This window comes from Ascidiaceihabitans sp., assembly GCF_039986515.1.
In the GTDB taxonomy this organism is placed as follows: Bacteria; Pseudomonadota; Alphaproteobacteria; order Rhodobacterales; family Rhodobacteraceae; genus Ascidiaceihabitans.
Map to the genome: position 1 here is coordinate 1 of NZ_JBDWQO010000018.1, position 17747 is coordinate 17747.

Consider the following 17747-nt stretch of genomic DNA (forward strand, 5'->3'; position numbering starts at 1 on the left):
TCGTCGATCACTACAACCATCAGCGATACCACGAGAGCATCAACAACGTCACACCCGCCGACGTCTACTTCGGTAGGGACAAAGCCATTCTAAAGCAAAGGGAAAGGATCAAACGAAAGACACTCGAAGCGCGACGCTTGCATCACCGCCAGTGAGCCGCATAATCAAACCAACCGGATGAGCCAAACTCTCTCTTAGTTTAGGACGCAATTGGCCCCAAAAACCCTGACGACGAACACTCGACCAGTTCTTGGATACCTATGCTCCAGCAAAAGAACTCGGCAGGCTTTTTGGTCTGAAACCACCGACCATCATCGCGAAGCTGAAGAGCTTGGGGGTTGAGAAGTTGACCATGCCAAGCGGCGGGATTGGCAGCATTTACATTCGCGATCAAGCGCTAGGTGCCCTAAAGCGCTCACTGTGTGCTTGATGGCATGCAGTGGGTCGAAATCAATCTGCGTCTCTTAACATGTCGAGAATGCCACGACGAAGACTGTCTCTTGCATCAAGAACTGTACGAAGCGCTTGTTCGAATTTTTGCTCATCTCCACTGCGGAATGCATCTTTGATGAGTTGAAATTGTGCGTTCTTGTCGCTTGCAAAAGCATATTCTTTTTCAAAGTCTGCGATTGGGATTTCCTCCGCTTGATGTGCCAGCATTTTGTTTGAAATATGATACACGACCTCCGCCTACTTCGGCTATAACGTTCAACCTTAAGGCGGTTAACATAACACCCGTTAGACGACGTTCACGCTTCGTTATGGCGCGCGATTTCAGCTATGGGTTGTCTGCGCGTGCCTCCCAAATTCAAAAGCACACGCAGACGGTTTAGAGCAAGGTGACCGGACATATGGTCCGGCATGATGGGCCCAGGCGGGATCGCCGCCATCCCCATCACCGCACTTGATCCGCCCCACAGTGCGGCGTCTCCCGCGGTCCCCGCGCTTTATGGGTCCGGGTCCCCAAATTCTATCTCGCCGATCGCGCAGCTTAGGACGCGAATGCTTCTCGTTCCGTGATCTTCTCAAATTCAGGCAAAAATTCTTCATGGTGCAACGCAAGATATCTGGCGATCCGCTCATTGCTCACCAACCGCGTGACGTAGCCGCGCGCCAAAATGAGATCGAGGTGATCAGCGCCATAGCTGTCTTCAACCAAACGAACTTCTCGTTCGAGGTTGGCAGACTCCTTTTCCATCAGATCTAGCTGTTCGCGAGATATGCCCGTAAACTTCTTGGGCGTTGCGCCAGCAATCAGTTGGTTGTCTGGCGTCGCAGCCAACAAGGACCGGGCGTAGTTGATGGTGTATTTGTTCATCGTTACCATCAACTGTGCAGCTTCTATCTGGCGCATGGGTTTCATCTTCTTGAGGATTTGAAACCCGGTCAAAGCAACCTGCTTGTCCTTCAACATCTCTGCTGCCTCGGGGCAAATACCGTCGAGTAGGCGTCTCTTTTCCTGAAGTGTTCTGATGTTCACGTTCAATGCCTTGGCTAAACGATCTTCGGACGCACCAAGGGTTAAGGCGCGCAAGATCATCTTGTGTTCTTGGATGGTCGCAAGCCTGCTGATCCTTTTGTTGTAAGTGAAGGCCTCATCGTCAGTCGAAATGATGCACTGCGTGTCCGTTGCCCCTCGGTCTTTTAATATTTCAAGGCGAAGATGCCCATCAAGAAGCGTAAATTGCTTGGGGTCCTTAGCGTCTCGGGAAACCACAATTGGTTCAACAAGCCCAATCTCTTGAATAGACGCTACAATGCGTTTGAATTTAACTGACTCTTTTGTTTGAGGGCTAACTACATACAAAGGTGCGATTTGATCGAAAGTGATGCGCAGCAGATCGCGTTCAAATGCAGCGGCAACCACCTGCTCTTTGCGCTCGGAAGTCATGTCATGGCTCCGTCAATGCGGGTCAATCGGTCCGCGATGGTTTTGGGAATGTTGGATAGGCCTTCAGCGCGCAAAAGCGTGACAAAGTTCTCGTCTGAAAACAGCGTCTTCAAGGATTGGGTCAGAAAGATCATCTCGCTTCGGGTTGCCCCCGCTCGACGCAACAAGATCTTCTTCTTTTCCACATCGTTTTGATACGTTCTTAGCAAGGTTTCGACTGAGAGGTTTTTGCGGGTCCGCTTGTCTGATGTGCCACGCCCCTTGCCGAAATTTCTGCGTGCTTCCACCAATCGTTTTGCGGCCATCAGGCGACCGCCTCGCAATACCTTACTCTCATAGGCTTGGCGCAAGACTGCCTGCACACCAACATCATCGGCTTCGGCGATATCAACGGCGACACTCACAGGGATCTTTCCACTTTCGACGGCGCGTAACAACCTGTGCTCATGGCTTTCCAACAGCCGAATGACGCCGTGCACATATTTGGCCGAAAGCTGTGTTTTCGCGGCGATCTCGCGCTCGGTATATCCACTTTCTTTGAGGCGTTTGATGTCTCTCAGTAAATCAAGCGAGTGATGCTGCCTGCGCGCCAAATTCTCTACCAAGCTCATCACAAGACAATCTTCAGAACTCGCGGTGATGACGACAGCAGGGATTTTCTCTTGCTTTAGAACCTTAAAGGCTTCCAATCGGCCTTGGCCGCAAACCAACTCGTATGTCAAATCACCGCGTGCTTCATCTTTGCGGGCTGCAACCGTGATTGGGCGTTTCAGGCCAAGCTCAGCGATATTTGCGACGATTTCATCAAAGACCTTTTGATTGCGGATGCGCGGATTGACCACGGTGATCATATCAACGGAAATGAGTTCCGTGTGCTCATGGGGGGCATCAGACATCATGCGATCTCCAAGATTGAAGTGCGCTCGCACATGGTGAAAAAATGCGTGAGATCATCGTATCGGTAAGCATCAAGAGATAGACCGTTGTTTTGCGACAGTCGCAGCTTTGGGAGTATCATGTCTGCTGTTGGTAGCAGATAATAGTCGAGTGGCGTTTCATTGGCCTGATCCATGCGCACGACAACCGTGATGTCCGGCAAAAGACCTGTTTCTAGCCGGATGTTCCAGCGATACGCACCGGCACCAGTTTGGGTGCATCTGGCAATGGCAACAGATGCAGAAAGCTCATGATTAATGGTCAGAAGACCTGTTTTAGCATTCCGATGAACGTGCCCGCCAATCTGTTCAATCCCATTCATCGTTTCATGGATGATCCCGGCATGGATCTTACGCAGACGTTTGTTGATCTCGATGTATCGGTAGTCTCTGTCAGGTGTGAAACCGACTAATTTGTAAGCCCTCAGTAAGCTGCCAAACCTGCTTTGGTATGCGCCACTGGAGGGTAAGGCGCTAGCTTCGTTGATGACAATGCCAGATAGGAAACCATGCGTTTCGAGCGCGTCCCGTAATCCATCCAACATTTCTTCGTCAGAATAGCGCTGCGCTCTAGCAGCAAAAATTGCCTTAGCGGCGGCAAACAATCCCGCATCCACAATCGCTTCAAATGCGCCTTCAGATCTGACCCAAGTGTTTGGATCATTGTTCACATGGCGTTTCTTCAGTTTGAAGGAATGGCGGTTCCAGATGTTGTTGCCGATGTACTTTTCGTTTGAGAGGAGCTGGCGCACCACAGAAGGTGTCCAGTCCCGGTCAAGATCAGTTTTGACGCCTTTGGCGTTTAGATCGGCAGCGATCATGGCCTCAGATTGATTCTCATCGACAAAGCTATGGAAAATCCGGTTCACAACAGCGATCTCGTTATCCGGGCCTGGTATGAGCGTCACACGATCAGTTTGAATGCTCTTATGCTCGCCTCGCGAAAGAACGCCTTTCTGATTGCCGGCCTCATCGATCAGCATCCGCCGCAGGCCAAAGCCGGGCGGACCACCTTGGCGATAGCCCATTTCAATCAACCGTGACTGACCGGCAAAGACCTTTTGCGATAGCTCACGGCTGTACTCGCCAGCCATCGCGCGTTTGACGCCTTTAACGATGGTGGAAACCGGGCTGCCGTCATTCTCAAATTGCTCCGCACAATACTCGACCGCTATGCCTGCACGTTTGCAGATGTATTCATAATATGCGCTCTCATCGGCATCCTGAAACCGACCCCAGCGGCTGATGTCGTAGACGAGAACAGTTTTGAAATCCGTCTTCCCAGCTTGGATGTCATCAAGCAGCTGCGTCAGACCATCACGGCCTTCAATCCGTAGCCCGCTTTTGCCCGCATCGGTATAAGTTTCAATGATCTGATAACCGCGTTCTTCAGCGTAACGCGCAATAGCATCGGACTGGTTCTCAGTTGAGTAACGCTGATGGTCTGTCGACATGCGGACGTATTGTGCTGCTTTGCGTGCCTTTGGCGCATTAGCCCCACGATGATCGCTATCTGACAAATTCAATGCTTCGGCTCTCTTTCGTCCAAGTTCTTAATTCAGCACAGGTTGCCTGCGATTCCTTGTTCCATTTTTAACAGAGGAAGGGCGGCAACATGTTTCCTAAGACAGGCAACACTTTTCAAAATGTAGGCAAGAAACCTAATACGCAGATAGAATACCGTGATGCGATTTGGATTGCGCTGACGAGCGAGTTGGGCGGCACACATCAGGCGGCCAAGACGACGATGCGGTGGACTGGGGTGAGTGAACGGACTGCGAGAAACTGGATTTCAGGTACTCATGCCCCTGCAGGAGAGCATCTGGTCGAACTGATGCGGAATTCCGATGCCGTACTTTCTGCAGTACTCGCTCTTGCAGGACGTAGGGAGGCGCATGCCTTTGCGCGCCTCGATTTGGTTCGAACGGAGCTTCAAGCGATGTTGGATGCGATTGATGTGATAGAAGATTACAGAACACCCATCCTCGACTAGTAATTGGTCCAAATTTCGAGATTTGCGCTTGAATGGCAGTTTTATGGGGTCAAAAATGGCAAACTGACTTACAATATGAAATATTGGGATCAACGAATTCAAAGGTCTATGAATGTGAAATGGCAATACTATGGGTCAATCCACAGCCGAAAAAGCGCTACGACTAAGAAAGGCGGATCCTTAGGATCCGCCTTTTCATTTTGTTGGAGTGTTATCTTCTTAATGCGGCTTGGAATGTCGTGGACCTTCGCCGCAATAGCCGAGGGTTTCTGAATACCCATAAGGGGCTATCACATATCACGTCCAGACTGGTTCTTCGGTCTTCAAAGGGCCCGCCGGGTAACGCCAATGCGGTGTAATTCCTGAAACCGACAGTGGAAAAGTGATCCTTTGACTTGGCCCCCAAACGGTCTGTTCGATATGGGGTGCGCAGTCGGTTAAGGTTTCTGGTGCAAACATTTCAGCGTCGTTTCGCGGTCCGGCATCCACCAACAATCGCGCGGTGCGGGCCAGTGACAGTTTGGCTGTCATCACTTCGCCCGTCGCGGCCCTAACGCGCAGTCCACGTAATACTGCTGCCGCCATCAGATAACCTGTAGCGTGATCAAGGGCTTGCACAGGCAAGGGCTTGGGGCGGGACGCGTTTGCAGCCTGCATGCCAGAGGCCGCGATGCCCGCGCTCATTTGCACAAGGCTGTCAAAGCCGCGCCTGTTCGTCCATGGTCCGGACCACCCGTAAGCGTTCAAGCAGACATCGATGCAGTTCGGATTGATTGCAGCCCGTGTGCCTGAACCAAGTCCAAGACCTTCCAAAGCATCGGCGCGGTAGCCATGCACCAGCACATCAGCTTGCGCGAGAAGCGTCTGGAATCGCTTGCGATCCGCAGTGTCGCGTAAATCAAGACCGGCACAGCGTTTGCCTAGTGTCACTTCGGGTTCTGCTGCAGGTTCTTCCCAATCTAGCGGATCAATGCGCAACACTTCTGCGCCGAACCCTGCCAAAAACCGTGTTGCGACGGGGCCTGCAAGAATGCGTGTTAAATCCAAAATTCGTAATTTTTCCATTGACTTAAGGGGCGCGGGGCTGGTTTGCCCGGTTGTTTCCCATGCGATCAAAGGCTCGGACAAAACGGCCTTGCCTTGGGGGTGTGCGGCCCATTCACCTTCGGTCAACATCGCGGCAGCACACCCGTTTTGGGCGACGATAGCACTTTCCAGTTCGGTTTTCTGGCGTTTGGCAACAGCGTTTGTCACTGCATCTTTTGTGCCTTCACAACCCAAGGCCCGCAAGGCAGCTGCGCGGTGCTGTGGCGCGTTGGTGTGCAACCTGATCCACCCATCCGATGTGGCATAGTCACCCGCCAGATCATCCCAGATAGATGGCAATTCCCAGCCCTGCGGACGCAAAGTCATGTCAAACCAGAAGGACGCAAGGCGGCGATCCACATCAGTTGACTGCGCCCCGCGCAAGGCCGCGATCTCGCGCCCTGCCGCCTCAATTGACGCTGTGGCCAGATCGGTCACTGCATAAACAGAAGGCAAATGACCCACGCCGTGCCGTGTGCTGGTGACATCCACTGGCATGGAAGACCCTAAGGCCGCGGCGATCGTTGATGCAAAATCTGTCATATCTTGGCTCCTGTGTTGTCCAGACGCTATCAAGGCCATTGCGCTTCGATCAATCTTGATAAACATAATCAACTTATGAAGCAGGATGAATGGATAAGCGCAGAGCAAGCCTGTGCGCAACTTGGGGTGCGCAAGCAAACACTGTATGCCTATGCCAGTCGTAAGTTGCTGCGCGTCATGCAAGACCCGTCTGAGGCACGGCGAAGCCTGTATTCTGCACGCGACGTGGCGCATTTGGCGCAGAGCAATCGCAGACCCCGTGCGCGGGCGGATGTGGCTGCTGGCAGTATCCGTTGGGGTGATCCGGTGTTGGAAACGCGCATTTCGGGCGTCCATAACGATACACTTTATTTTGGTTCCGCGCGGGCCATTGATCTTGCACAATCGCTGACATTGGAAGATGTCGCCGCACGCCACATGGGTGTGGCGGTTTTGGAGCCGCCGGATGTGGGCGCATGTGCTGCTGTAAACGGGGCTTTCGGAACGCCTATGGCCCGTGCGCTTGCGGCCTTGGCGGATATGGCGGCAACCGCGCCAGCCAGTTTGGGGCGGGGCCGTGACGCCTTGGCCAAGGACGGTGCTAAGGTGATGGCGCATCTGGCCTATGCCATGACGGGGCGCACCGATGGTCTGGTCCATTCACGCTTGGCTAAGGAATGGGGTTTAGACCAAGCTGGGGCAGACTTGATCCGTATGGCTTTGGTTCTTCTCAGTGATCACGAATTGAATCCGTCAACTTTTGCAGTGCGTGTGTGTGCATCAACAGGGGGCAGTCTGGCGGCCTGCACATTGGCTGGGCTTGCCACATTGTCTGGCCCGAAACACGGCGGCGTGGCTGGCAAGTCCCTTGAAGCTTTGCGGGCAGGGCAGGCTGGCACATTTGATAACTTTGTAACGGCGCAGGCGGGCCTGCGTCCTTACAGCTACGGGTTCGGGCATCCGCTCTATCCAGATGGCGATCCACGCGCCCACGCGATTTTGCAGGCTTTGGATGCGCCGATCTGCCGAACTGTGCAGGACATGAGCGTGTTTCTGGGCATTCCGTCCAACGTGGATGCAGCGTTGTCTGCGTTGACGTTGCATCATGACCTGCCTGCTGACGCAGCGCTGTCGATCTTTGCGTTGGGCCGTGTGGCCGGGTGGATTGCACATGCGATTGAACAATCCCAAAGCGATCAAATTATTCGCCCGCGTGCCCGGTTTACGCCAGCTGGATAGCGGCCATGCTGTTTTTGCAATTCACCTTTCGCACATTTACAGGTAAAGTGAACTTATCAGCAGGGAGGTCCTGTTGGTGAATATATCGCAGCGGAGGTCGCTTGCTATGGGCAATAAACGCCATTCTTTGGCCGTGTTTATCGGTCGTTTTCAACCTTTTCACATAGGTCACCATGACGTGGTGGCGTCGATGGTTTCATGTGCTGACACTCTGCTGATTCTGGTGGGCAGTGCCTATCGTGCACGGTCGTGGAAAAATCCGTTCAGCTATGCGGAGCGCGCAGATTTTATTCGGCAAGGATGTTCTGACATCCGGTTGCCTGTCGATATTTTGCCGCTGGTCGATACGCTTTACAATGACCGCGCGTGGGCCACCAATGTGCGCACAGCCGTCCAATTGCATATGCGGGCCAAAGGCCTTGATGCGGCAGACACCGACATTCTGTTGACGGGGTTTGAAAAGGATCAATCCTCAAGGTATTTGCGTTGGTTCCCCGAATGGAAAATGATTGCAGCTGATGCAAAAGAACATGACGGGCAGATCATCAACGCCACTGAAATGCGTGAACAGTTGTTCTTTGGACCTGCTGAACTGGACCGCTTTGGGGCCAGCCACATGGCCTTGGCGCAAGACTGGATCGCACAGAACCCCAAGCCCGTTGCGCAGATCAAGGCAGAAGCCGTTTTTGTGAAATCCTACCGTGCCCGCACCGCGCAGGCCGAAGCCGTTTTTGGCTATCCGATCCCCATCAACACCGCCGACAGCGTTGTGGTGCAATCGGGCCATGTTTTGTTGGTGGAACGCAAATCAGAACCGGGGCGCGGCCTTTGGGCCTTGCCGGGGGGGCATATTGATCAAGGTGAGACTGCGTTGGACGCCGCCGTGCGGGAACTTTACGAAGAAGCGGGCCTTGATATGCCTAAAGGGGCCATGCGCAGTCGTTTGACTGCAAGGCGTGTGTTTGACCATCCGGAACGGTCTGAACGTGGATGGGTGCGCACCGAGGCGTTTGTGTTTGAACTGCAAGACCGCGCAAAGCTGGAAAAGATCAAACCCGGCAGTGACGCGATAAGTGCGGCTTGGGTGCCGATCACAGCCATTACCCCTGACGCGATGTTCGAAGACCACTTCGATATCTTGCAAGCCTTGGTGCCTGATGTGCCTTTTGCCTACGCCTCGATTGTGATGGCGCACGCCTGATACAAGTTACGTGCGCGGGTGCATGACGACACATCCGCATGTGATGCTCCGGGAGGTCCGGTGCGTCACCCCATAAATGTCCATATCCGAGGAGGAACAGGACCATGACTGCATTGTTTGCGCAGGCACTTGACGTGCAAAATCCGCTGTTTGACACCGACAGCTATAAATATTCCCACGCAACCCAATATCCGCAAGGCACTGATTACGTGTCGTCCTATATAGAGCCGCGCAAAGGCTGGGATGGCATCGACGACGTGATGTTCTTCGGGTTGCAGGTGGAATTGGCGACACTTGCCAAGATCCGCATCACCCAATCCATGATAGATGAGGCTGCGCCAGTATTGGCAGCCCACGGTTTGTCGCTTTATGTGGAAGGGTGGCAGCGTATCGTGGACGCCCACGCGGGTCGTTTGCCGGTGTTGATCGAAGCGTTGCCCGAAGGTACTTTGGCCCCGGTGGGCGTGCCGCAGATGCGTATCCAAAACACCGATCCCGCATGTTGGTGGTTGCCGTCGTTTTTGGAAACCCGGCTGTTGCGGGCCGTTTGGTACCCCTCCACTGTGGCGACCTTGTCGCATTATGTGGTGGGCAAAATCCGCGCCGCGATGATTGAAACTGACGGGTCCGACGAAGGCGCGGAATTCAAGCTGCATGATTTCGGGGCGCGGGGGGCATCCAGCGCACAGACTGCCGCGATGGGCGGATTGGCGCACCTTGTCAGTTCCATGGGCACCGATACCGCGATGGCACTGGTCTATGCCCGCAACTTCTATGGGGCTGATATGGCGGGGTTTTCGATCCCGGCGACCGAACACTCGACCATGACTGCGCTGGGTGAAGAGGGCGAATTGGCACAGATGCGTGATCTGTTGGCGGCGCACCCATCGGGATTGTTGGCTTGCGTGTCCGATAGCTATGATCTGATGCGGGCGATCCGCGACTATTGGGGGGACGCGCTGAAAGACGCCGTGTTGGCGCGTGACGGCGTGTTGGTGGTGCGCCCCGACAGTGGCGATCCTTTGCAGATCGTGCCGGACGTGATCGAGGCGTTGATGGCCAAGTTCGGGTACACCACCACTGCCCAAGGGTACCGGTTGCTGAATGAAAAAGTGCGGGTGATCCAGGGCGACGGGGTGAACCGGTTTTCCATCGTCGAGATCATGAAAGTCATGATGCAGCGCGGCCTTGCCATCGGCAACATCGCCTTTGGCATGGGCGGTGGTTTGCTGCAAAAAGTGGATCGCGATTGCTTTGGCTACTCCATGAAAGCCTCCGCCCTGCAGCGGGGTGGGGTGTGGCATGATGTGTACAAAGACCCGTTGACCGCTCAGGGGGCGAAAACCTCAAAGCGGGGGCGGCAAGGCGTCATGCGCAGTGACAATGGCGCCATGGTCGCACGGCGGCTTGAAAACATTCCTGAGGGTGCCGATGCATTGCGTCCGGTGTTTCGCGACGGGCGTCTGCTGAACGTCCAAACCTTGCAAGAGGTGCGGCAACGGGCCTGGCCGGACATGTTTGGGGCATGAAATGGTTGCAGGCGGGCCACAAGTTGGGCCGCCTGTCTTTTTGCGGCTGGCTCTGTTGCCGATGGAGGGCTATAGATGGCGACGCTCGGGGGGGCATTTATTCGGGACGTTCCCAATGCTTCGCAGTTTTTTGGCAGGGCTACTTGCCATTGCCACGCCTTTGATCCCCGCCGCGTTTGCGGATGACGCAACGCAACCCGCTTTAAATGCGGATGTGGTTTTTCCCGAAGATGCCCATAAGAAACGCACACGCATTGGCTATGGGCGATTGATAACCAATGATTTCTTTGGGGATGGCGAAGACCGTTGGCGCACGGGCGGGGTGCAAACGTCGCGCGTTTGGGGGCCACAATGGGATGGTGCGTTGCCCCAGCAAATCGGCGCATTGTTCGAATTGCGATTGGGGGCAGAAGTTCTGGCTCCTGCCAACTTGGTGACGCCCGGGGCAGGGGATCGCCCCTATGCCGGCGCTTTAAGTGCGGGCTTGCATACGCACTACGGCTTGAACGCCCTTGAAGTTTCGATGGGTGCTGATCTGGTTTTTGTTGGTCCCGACACGGGGCTGTTGGATCTCCAAAGCGGGCTGCACGACCTTTTGGGCGTGCGGGAACCTTCTGCGGCAACGCAAGCCGGGCAAATTCAAAATACGATCCGTCCCACCGTGGTCGTTGAACTGGGCAAGACACATAAACTGAGTGACAGCGTGGCGCTACGCCCCTTCATCGAGGGACGGGCGGGCGATGAAACTTTGTTGCGGGCCGGATTTGATTTGGCTTTCGGGCAAGTCGGACGTGGCGAACTGATGACACGCGACAAGGTGACGGGGCATCTTTACCGCACGATCCGAAGTGACTGGACAGGGTATAGCTTTGTGCTTGGCGCGGATGTGGCCCATGTGGCGGACAGTATCTATTTGCCCGAAAGTGGTGGGTTCGCGCTAAACGACAGTCGCGAGCGTGTACGTGCAGGCGTCCACTGGCAAGGCGAAAGCGGACGTGCCGGTTTTTATGGGCTGACATGGCTGGGAAAAGAGTTTGAAGGACAGGAGGAATCGCAGGTCATCGGGTCGATCAGATTCAACCTAGAGTTCTAAATGCAACACTTATGCACCTGACACAAATTGTGTCTATGCATGACACAACCTGTTTGTTAACGATTTCTTAATAAAATAAAAAAACTAAGAGGCAGGCACACGGCAATGGAAACGGGCTTTCGAGGCACGTTTGTTATTTCCTGGTCGCAAACAGAAGTGGACGGTCTAGAGGCCGCGTCATTGCACACTCTCAATGTAGGTGCGGCGTGGTCCTGGAATGGCGATGCACTCCGGGTGGACGGCCCGGTTGATGTTTTGCGTCTGGACAGAGCAGACGGGTCGGAAAACTTGCGCAAACGGGCAGCACGCATGGTGCATCGTCTTGTTGGCGCAGCAATGGAACATAAGCCCCTCGGGGCGTTGGACACAAGCGATGACGAGGCGCTTATGGTCGACAACAGCTTCGTGGTGACGGACGGGGCGCAAAGCTACACAGTGACGATGATTGATGTTGGCAAGGGCGGGCAGCCATTGTTGATGTTCATGGACCAAATGCCACCCCGCAATGTCGATTTGTGGGTGGTGCACCATACCCTTGGTGCGGTTGCCGAAAACCCGATGAGCCCGCAAAGCGGTGGTGTCATTTGCTTTACGCCAGGCACACGCATCCAGACCCCCGATGGCGCGAAAATGATCCAGGACTTACGGATCGGCGACAAGGTACAGACCAAAGACAATGGCGCTCAGGAAATTCTATGGGCGGGCAGCCGGCGCATGACGGGTGCGAGGTTGTTTGCGATGCCCCATCTGCGTCCGATCCGTATCGGGGCTGGCGCTTTGGGTGTGGAACGCCCGGATCAAGAGCTGTTGGTCAGCCCTGCGCATCGTTTGTTGATTCAGGGCGAACACGCGCAGGCCCTGTTCAACACACGCGAGATTTTGGTCGCCGCTAAGGATTTGGTCAACGGTGGCAACATTCAGGTCGATCTGAATGTACCAAGCGTGACGTACATCCATATTTTGCTGAAAAACCATCAGGTTCTTTGGGCAAACGGCGTTGAAACAGAAAGCTTCCACCCGGCAAACGCAGCTTTGTCTACGCTGGATGACAATGACCGTGTCCGTCTGCTGGCGGGCTTTCCCGACCTTGAATACGACCCGCATACCTACGGTGGATATGCGCGGCGCAACCTGTCTGCATCCGAGGCCGCGATCTTGCGGCATGCGGCGTAGACAAGTTACCTTGGGCCGGTGTGTGTGGTGCACATCGGCCTGCTTTCCTGCTGCCAAAATACGATGGATGTGATCGAAGGCCAAAGTTGAAGTTATACTTCGATGGTCCGCTTTGAGCCCTGAGTGACGTTATTGATGTAACGCCGCGAATGTCTGCTCTTCGTTACGAATGTGCTATAGTGTTGGCTAGCTCTGATTGGATTGCAGTAACCAAACACAGCGATATTGTGCCCGATCCAGATTACTCCGAATAAACTAAATGGACATTTTTGTCCTTTACCAAGCGTTCCAGCCCCGGAATGCGCTCACCACTTGCCACAACGAAATCGACCTCACTTAAATCTGCCAGATTGATCAGAGCACTCAAGCCAATTTTGTCCGAAGTAAGCGCCAAGATGGTTTCGCGTGCCATGCCAATTGCCGCACGTACGCGGTTGACCTCGAACACGTCATCGTCGCTTAGTCGCCCGTGTTGGTCCATGCCAGAGACCGCGATCGCAGCATAGTCGAACCTGAATTGTTCGATAAAGTCATCATGATGTGGGCCGATGATGGTCCCGTCTATATGCCGAACAAAGCCGCCGGGTATCGCAACGCTGAAATCACTCCGCCCCAAAAAGTGGGATGCACACCGGATGCTATAGGTCACAATTTTGAGGTTTCTGCGTTCCAGCAACGCCTCGGAAATCGCCTCGCACGTCGTCCCGCTATCGAGAAAAACAGACGCGCCATCAGGGATCATTGAAGCGATTTGACGCGCAATACTTGCTTTCTCAGCGGTCTGCGAAAGCTGTCGTTTCAGGTAGGTACCAGAACTCAAAGAACCTGCAAATGCAACGCCTCCATGCGTACGCCGAACCTTGCCTAGTTTTTCAAATGCCTTGACGTCCCGCCGCACCGTTTGCTCTGAGACACCCAATTCTCGTGATGCTTCGACAAGGCTAAGATATCCTCGTTCAACAATCAGGTCCAATAGAGCGCGGCGGCGAATCGACTTGGGGTTTTGCCCAGCTTTCAAAGTAACGTCCCTGACATATTTCGGACTAGAATGCGCAGATTAACAGAATTCTTCAAACCATAAATTGCCGATTTGGGTCTGATTTTATCAGTAATTCAGGTCCGTTTCACTCATAAATGTAAGAAAGTTGACAGAATACTTGTAATTTATCTTACATTTCTTACAGTGTTGCTAGAGCACTTCGCTCCAACATAAACAGGAGGCCCCATGAAAACTCTACTAGCAACAAGTGCCCTGGCTGCACTTCTTTCGACGACAGCGCTCGCCGGCGAACTAACAGTTTATACGTCCTACGAAGAGGACGAAGCAGCGGCTTTTCTGGAATTGGCTGCTGAGGCCATGCCCGATATCGCATTCAACATGCTACGCCTTTCCACAGGCGATCTGGCGGCCCGCATCATCGCGGAAAAGGGAAATCCACAGCACGATGTCATCTGGGGTTTCGCCGCATCTACCATTGTAAACCCTGAAATAGAAGAAACACTGGAGCCCTACACACCAGTCGGCGTGGACAGCATCCCCGCAGCATTCCGATCGGAAGATGACAAATGGTTTGCGGTAACTGGGTATATGGCTGCGTTCTGCGTGAATAACGAACGTCTCGAAACATTGGGGCTTGAAGCGCCGACATCATGGGCCGATCTTCTTAAGCCCGAATATCAAGGTGAAGTCGTGATGCCGAACCCTGCTTCTTCAGGGACAGGTTACATCATGGTAAGTTCGCTCCTGCAAATGATGGGTGAGGAGGCTGGTTGGGCTATGCTTGACCAGCTTGACGGCAATGTCGCTCAATACATCAAGTCGGGTTCCAAACCATGCCACGCCGCGTCGGCGGGTGAATACGCAGTTGGTGCCTCTTATGATATGCGTGCAATCAAGAATATTGCAGAGGGTTTTCCGATTTCGATGGCCATCCCGTCAGAAGGATCAGGCAACGAACTTGAAGCTAACGCTCTAGTTGCGTCGTCGGACAACAAAGAAGATGCACGTCGTTTCTTAGACTGGACGGTCACGACTGAAGCTGCAACTGCCTATCTTGACTGGAAGGCGATTGTGACCATTCCCGGAGGAACTATGCCGCAGCGGTTCATTGACGCGGGCCTGCCTGAAGACACGTCGACGGTTCTGCACCCGACCGACTTTGGAGCCGCCGCAAACGATCGCGCAGCAATCATTGCTGAGTGGCAAAGCAGATACGAGTAGTACTTCTACTTTTGCTCGAATTCCCTAGGCGCGATCTCCCAGTATTTCACGCGCCTAGGTTCTAACACCGAGAGGATCGCAGGGCCCTCTCGGCTAACCTAATTCCCAATCTAATCGGATGCGCCAATGACACTCGAAATTCGAAATTTGTCCAAATTTTTTGATAGCGTCCGTGCATTGGACGACGTTTCCCTAAAAATACCGGATGGAAGCTTCACTAGTTTTCTTGGTCCTTCTGGTTGCGGAAAAACAACTCTATTGCGGGTGATTTCCGGGCTTGAAACGGCCGATTCCGGTACCATTCATCTAGATGCCGTCGATCTATCGAACAAACATCCTTCTCAGCGGAACTTCGGTGTTGTCTTCCAGTCGTATTCGCTGTTTCCCAACCTGACCGCCCTAAAAAACGTCACCTATGGTCTGGAGTGTCGTGGCTGGGACCCCAAAAGGGCAAATGCCCGGGCAAAAGAGATGCTAGATATGGTGCACCTTGTCGATCAGGCGCACAAACTTCCAAACCAGATGTCGGGCGGGCAGCAGCAACGCGTGGCCATTGCCCGCGCTATCGCTACCGAACCGTCGGTCTTGCTATTGGATGAGCCCTTGTCAGCACTTGATGCCAAGGTCCGCACCGAGTTGCGTCAGGAAATCAAAAGAATTCAACACGATACCGGAATTACAACCATCATGGTCACGCATGATCAGGCCGAAGCCCTGGAAATGGCTGATCAGATCGTTGTTCTGCGCGACGGCCGGATAGAGCAGGTCGGTTCTGCCCAAGACCTCTACAACACCCCCAAAACAGAATTCGTCGCCAACTTTATAGGCAGCATCAATACGCTGCGTGTCACAAGCGGTGCCGATGGTGTGCCGTTTTTTGGCTCGCAACCATTGAAGGCGTTAACGCCAATGTCTCACGATGCTGTGCTCGGGATAAGACCCGAAGCGATTACATTGTCTACAGAGCCTTTTCAAAACGTCGTATCCCTGCCTGCGACCGTGACAACAGTCCGCTTTCTTGGAAACTTTAGCATTGTTGGCATTTCGCCGGACTGTGCACCTGACCAGATCCTTACGGTTGAATTGCACGGGGCAGCCGCGACCGCTGCAGTCGGTAACAAGGTTTTTGCAAACCTGAACCCTGACCATCTACGCGAGTTGCAATCATGAACCTTTCTACCAACAAAGCGCCGCCCACAACGGGAACCCAACGATCGAGTTTTCATATAACAGACAATGCTGTCGCGATGATCCTGTCGATTGCTGTCTTTTCATTGATGATCGCCTTTCTAGTCGTACCGATTATATCAATCTTCTGGCGCAGTTTTGAAACTGGGGATGGTTTCGGGATAAGCAATTATGTTGAAACGCTCACAGCAGGCAGGTTTTGGGGACTCATCGCAAACAGTCTTCTGATGTCCTCAGTTTCGGCAAGTCTGGCGGTTATTCTGGCATATACGTATGCCTATGCACTGCAACGCTCAAATATCCCACTGAAGGGCCTATTGCGCATCGTGATCATGACACCACTGTTTGCGCCATCATTGGTTCAGGCCCAAGGCCTGATCTTTATCTTAGGTCGTAATGGCGTTCTGAACCGGTTCCTTGGGTTTGACATCGACATTTATGGCTTCTGGGGCGTGGCGCTGGCCAACACGCTTTATACTTTTCCTTACGCCTTCCTGATCTTGTCAGCCGCCTTGGCCGTCACTGATGCTCGGCTTTACGAAGGTGCCATTGTGATGGGGGCCAAACCGTTTCGCATTTTCCGTACAGTCACCTTGCCCTCGACACGTTATGGAATTGTGGCGGCAATTTTTGTAACATTTTCTCTGTCGATCACTGATTTCGGGAATGCCATTGTCATCGGCGGTGAGTTCAACGTGCTCGCTACAGAAATCTACAACAAAGTTATCGGTCAAGGCAAATTCGGACTGGGTGCCGTTATCGGTGTCATGCTTTTGCTCCCAGCAGTCGTGACAAAAATCATCGAGCGCCGCATTTCCAAAAGTCAGCACGCCCAGATCACTGATCAGTCCTCGGCACTTCAGATCCGACCAAACAGCCTGCGCGACATGGCTTTTGGCGCGTATTCCTGTGCGATTACACTGATCTTCCTGGCGATACCGGCGATTGTGATCGTCGCAAGTTTTGTGGTGCTCTGGCCGTACAATTTGGAATTCTCGTTGAAGCATTATGCATTCGACGTGCAGAATGGTACCCGCCCGCTTTGGAATTCGGTTATCGTCGCCATCCTAACCGCGACCATAGGTGTTGCGATTGTCGCAACCGCAGCGATCGTGTCTCAAAAGTATCGAAATGTCTTCGTGGGCCCCATTTCATTTTTGTCCATCTTGCCGGCCTCAGTCCCGGGCATGGTTCTGGGTCTGGGGTATGTTCTAGCATTTAACAGCCTGTCGAACCCGCTTAATTTCCTCTATGGAACCTTCCCTTTGATTGTCCTGCTTTACATATACTACAACCACGCGCAGGGTTTTCTGATCACCACAACCAGCCTCAAGCAAATCAGCAAATCATTCGATGAAGCCTCGTCGGTTCTGGGTGGCAGTACGCTGCGCACCCTCTTCAAAGTGACGTTGCCACTTTTGTGGCCAACGTTGTTAGGGGTTGGGGTGTTTTTCTTCATGCGCGCCATGGTGTCGCTGTCTGCTGTCATCTTTCTCATCACACCCAAAACACAAGTGGCTGCCGTATCTGTCCTGCAACTTGCCGACCGAGGTGCCAGCAATCAAGCGGCGGCATTTTCGGTCTGTATTATGGCAATCGTTCTCGCGATGCTTCTTATCGTGCGCACTATCCTTTGGGTTGGCGGCGCAAAAAAAATCTCATTGATCAGGTAAGCA

General features: G+C 53.5%; 15 protein-coding genes and 1 pseudogene. 10 read left to right on the top strand and 6 right to left on the bottom strand.

The annotated features are described in order from the left end of the window. Nucleotides 1-155 (top strand): annotated as a pseudogene (locus tag ABJL60_RS17565) (IS3 family transposase); the annotation flags it as partial. A gap of 295 nt (nt 156-450) precedes the next feature. Here ABJL60_RS17565 and ABJL60_RS17570 read toward each other — a convergent pair. The 4 genes from ABJL60_RS17570 to ABJL60_RS17585 form a co-directional block, all read right to left on the bottom strand. Beyond that, the gene (locus tag ABJL60_RS17570; RefSeq protein WP_348374146.1) at nt 451-681 is read right to left on the bottom strand and encodes a hypothetical protein; all 231 of its coding nucleotides are present in this window, start codon (nt 679-681) and stop codon (nt 451-453) included. A 310-nt stretch (nt 682-991) separates the two neighbouring features. Beyond that, entirely contained in the window at nt 992-1891 is a 900-nt protein-coding gene (locus tag ABJL60_RS17575; RefSeq protein ID WP_348374147.1) for a plasmid partitioning protein RepB C-terminal domain-containing protein, read from the bottom strand. Then, the gene (locus ABJL60_RS17580; protein WP_348374148.1) at nt 1888-2790 is read right to left on the bottom strand and encodes a plasmid partitioning protein RepB C-terminal domain-containing protein; all 903 of its coding nucleotides are present in this window, start codon (nt 2788-2790) and stop codon (nt 1888-1890) included. The genes ABJL60_RS17575 and ABJL60_RS17580 overlap by 4 nt, the downstream gene beginning before the upstream one ends. Continuing rightward, nucleotides 2787-4346: a recombinase family protein gene (locus ABJL60_RS17585; RefSeq protein WP_348374149.1), complete on the bottom strand. Its 1560-nt coding sequence runs from the start codon at nt 4344-4346 to the stop codon at nt 2787-2789. The genes ABJL60_RS17580 and ABJL60_RS17585 overlap by 4 nt, the downstream gene beginning before the upstream one ends. 95 nt (nt 4347-4441) lie before the next feature. On the opposite strand from ABJL60_RS17585, the gene ABJL60_RS17590 reads away from it, so the two are divergent. Beyond that, nucleotides 4442-4819 carry a hypothetical protein gene (locus tag ABJL60_RS17590; protein WP_348374150.1) on the top strand — a complete coding sequence of 126 codons (378 nt, stop codon included), beginning with the start codon at nt 4442-4444 and terminating at the stop codon, nt 4817-4819. 297 nt (nt 4820-5116) lie between these two features. On the opposite strand, the gene ABJL60_RS17595 is transcribed toward ABJL60_RS17590, so the two are convergent. Beyond that, entirely contained in the window at nt 5117-6448 is a 1332-nt protein-coding gene (locus tag ABJL60_RS17595; protein ID WP_348374151.1) for a CoA transferase, read from the bottom strand. A gap of 75 nt (nt 6449-6523) precedes the next feature. On the opposite strand from ABJL60_RS17595, the gene ABJL60_RS17600 reads away from it, so the two are divergent. From ABJL60_RS17600 to ABJL60_RS17620, 5 genes are all read left to right on the top strand, one after another. Then, complete coding sequence (locus tag ABJL60_RS17600; protein WP_348374152.1) at nt 6524-7666, top strand: citrate/2-methylcitrate synthase; 1143 nt, start codon at nt 6524-6526, stop codon at nt 7664-7666. Between the two features lie 106 nt (nt 7667-7772). Then, complete coding sequence (locus ABJL60_RS17605) at nt 7773-8867, top strand: NUDIX domain-containing protein (RefSeq protein WP_348374153.1); 1095 nt, start codon at nt 7773-7775, stop codon at nt 8865-8867. A gap of 104 nt (nt 8868-8971) precedes the next feature. Beyond that, a complete protein-coding gene (locus ABJL60_RS17610; RefSeq protein ID WP_348374154.1) occupies nt 8972-10396 on the top strand; it encodes a nicotinate phosphoribosyltransferase in 1425 nt (474 codons plus the stop codon). Between the two features lie 115 nt (nt 10397-10511). After that, nucleotides 10512-11489, top strand: a complete 978-nt coding sequence (locus ABJL60_RS17615; protein WP_348374155.1) for a lipid A-modifier LpxR family protein — start codon at nt 10512-10514, stop codon at nt 11487-11489. Nucleotides 11490-11594: 105 nt separating this feature from the next. Then, nucleotides 11595-12662: a Hint domain-containing protein gene (locus tag ABJL60_RS17620; RefSeq protein ID WP_348288642.1), complete on the top strand. Its 1068-nt coding sequence runs from the start codon at nt 11595-11597 to the stop codon at nt 12660-12662. A gap of 241 nt (nt 12663-12903) precedes the next feature. Here the strand turns inward: ABJL60_RS17620 and ABJL60_RS17625 are convergent, their stop codons facing one another. Continuing rightward, nucleotides 12904-13680 carry a DeoR/GlpR family DNA-binding transcription regulator gene (locus ABJL60_RS17625; RefSeq protein ID WP_348288640.1) on the bottom strand — a complete coding sequence of 259 codons (777 nt, stop codon included), beginning with the start codon at nt 13678-13680 and terminating at the stop codon, nt 12904-12906. Between the two features lie 207 nt (nt 13681-13887). Here ABJL60_RS17625 and ABJL60_RS17630 point away from each other — a divergent pair, with 207 nt between their 5' ends. The 3 genes from ABJL60_RS17630 (at nt 13888) to ABJL60_RS17640 (ending at nt 17744) form a co-directional block, all read left to right on the top strand. Continuing rightward, nucleotides 13888-14883 carry an ABC transporter substrate-binding protein gene (locus ABJL60_RS17630; protein WP_348374156.1) on the top strand — a complete coding sequence of 332 codons (996 nt, stop codon included), beginning with the start codon at nt 13888-13890 and terminating at the stop codon, nt 14881-14883. A 126-nt stretch (nt 14884-15009) separates the two neighbouring features. Continuing rightward, on the top strand, nt 15010-16053 hold the full coding sequence (locus ABJL60_RS17635) for an ATP-binding cassette domain-containing protein (RefSeq protein WP_348374157.1): 1044 nt from the start codon (nt 15010-15012) through the stop codon (nt 16051-16053). Continuing rightward, complete coding sequence (locus ABJL60_RS17640; RefSeq protein WP_348374158.1) at nt 16050-17744, top strand: ABC transporter permease subunit; 1695 nt, start codon at nt 16050-16052, stop codon at nt 17742-17744. Before ABJL60_RS17635 ends, ABJL60_RS17640 begins: the two co-directional genes overlap by 4 nt. Nucleotides 17745-17747 lie beyond the last annotated feature (3 nt).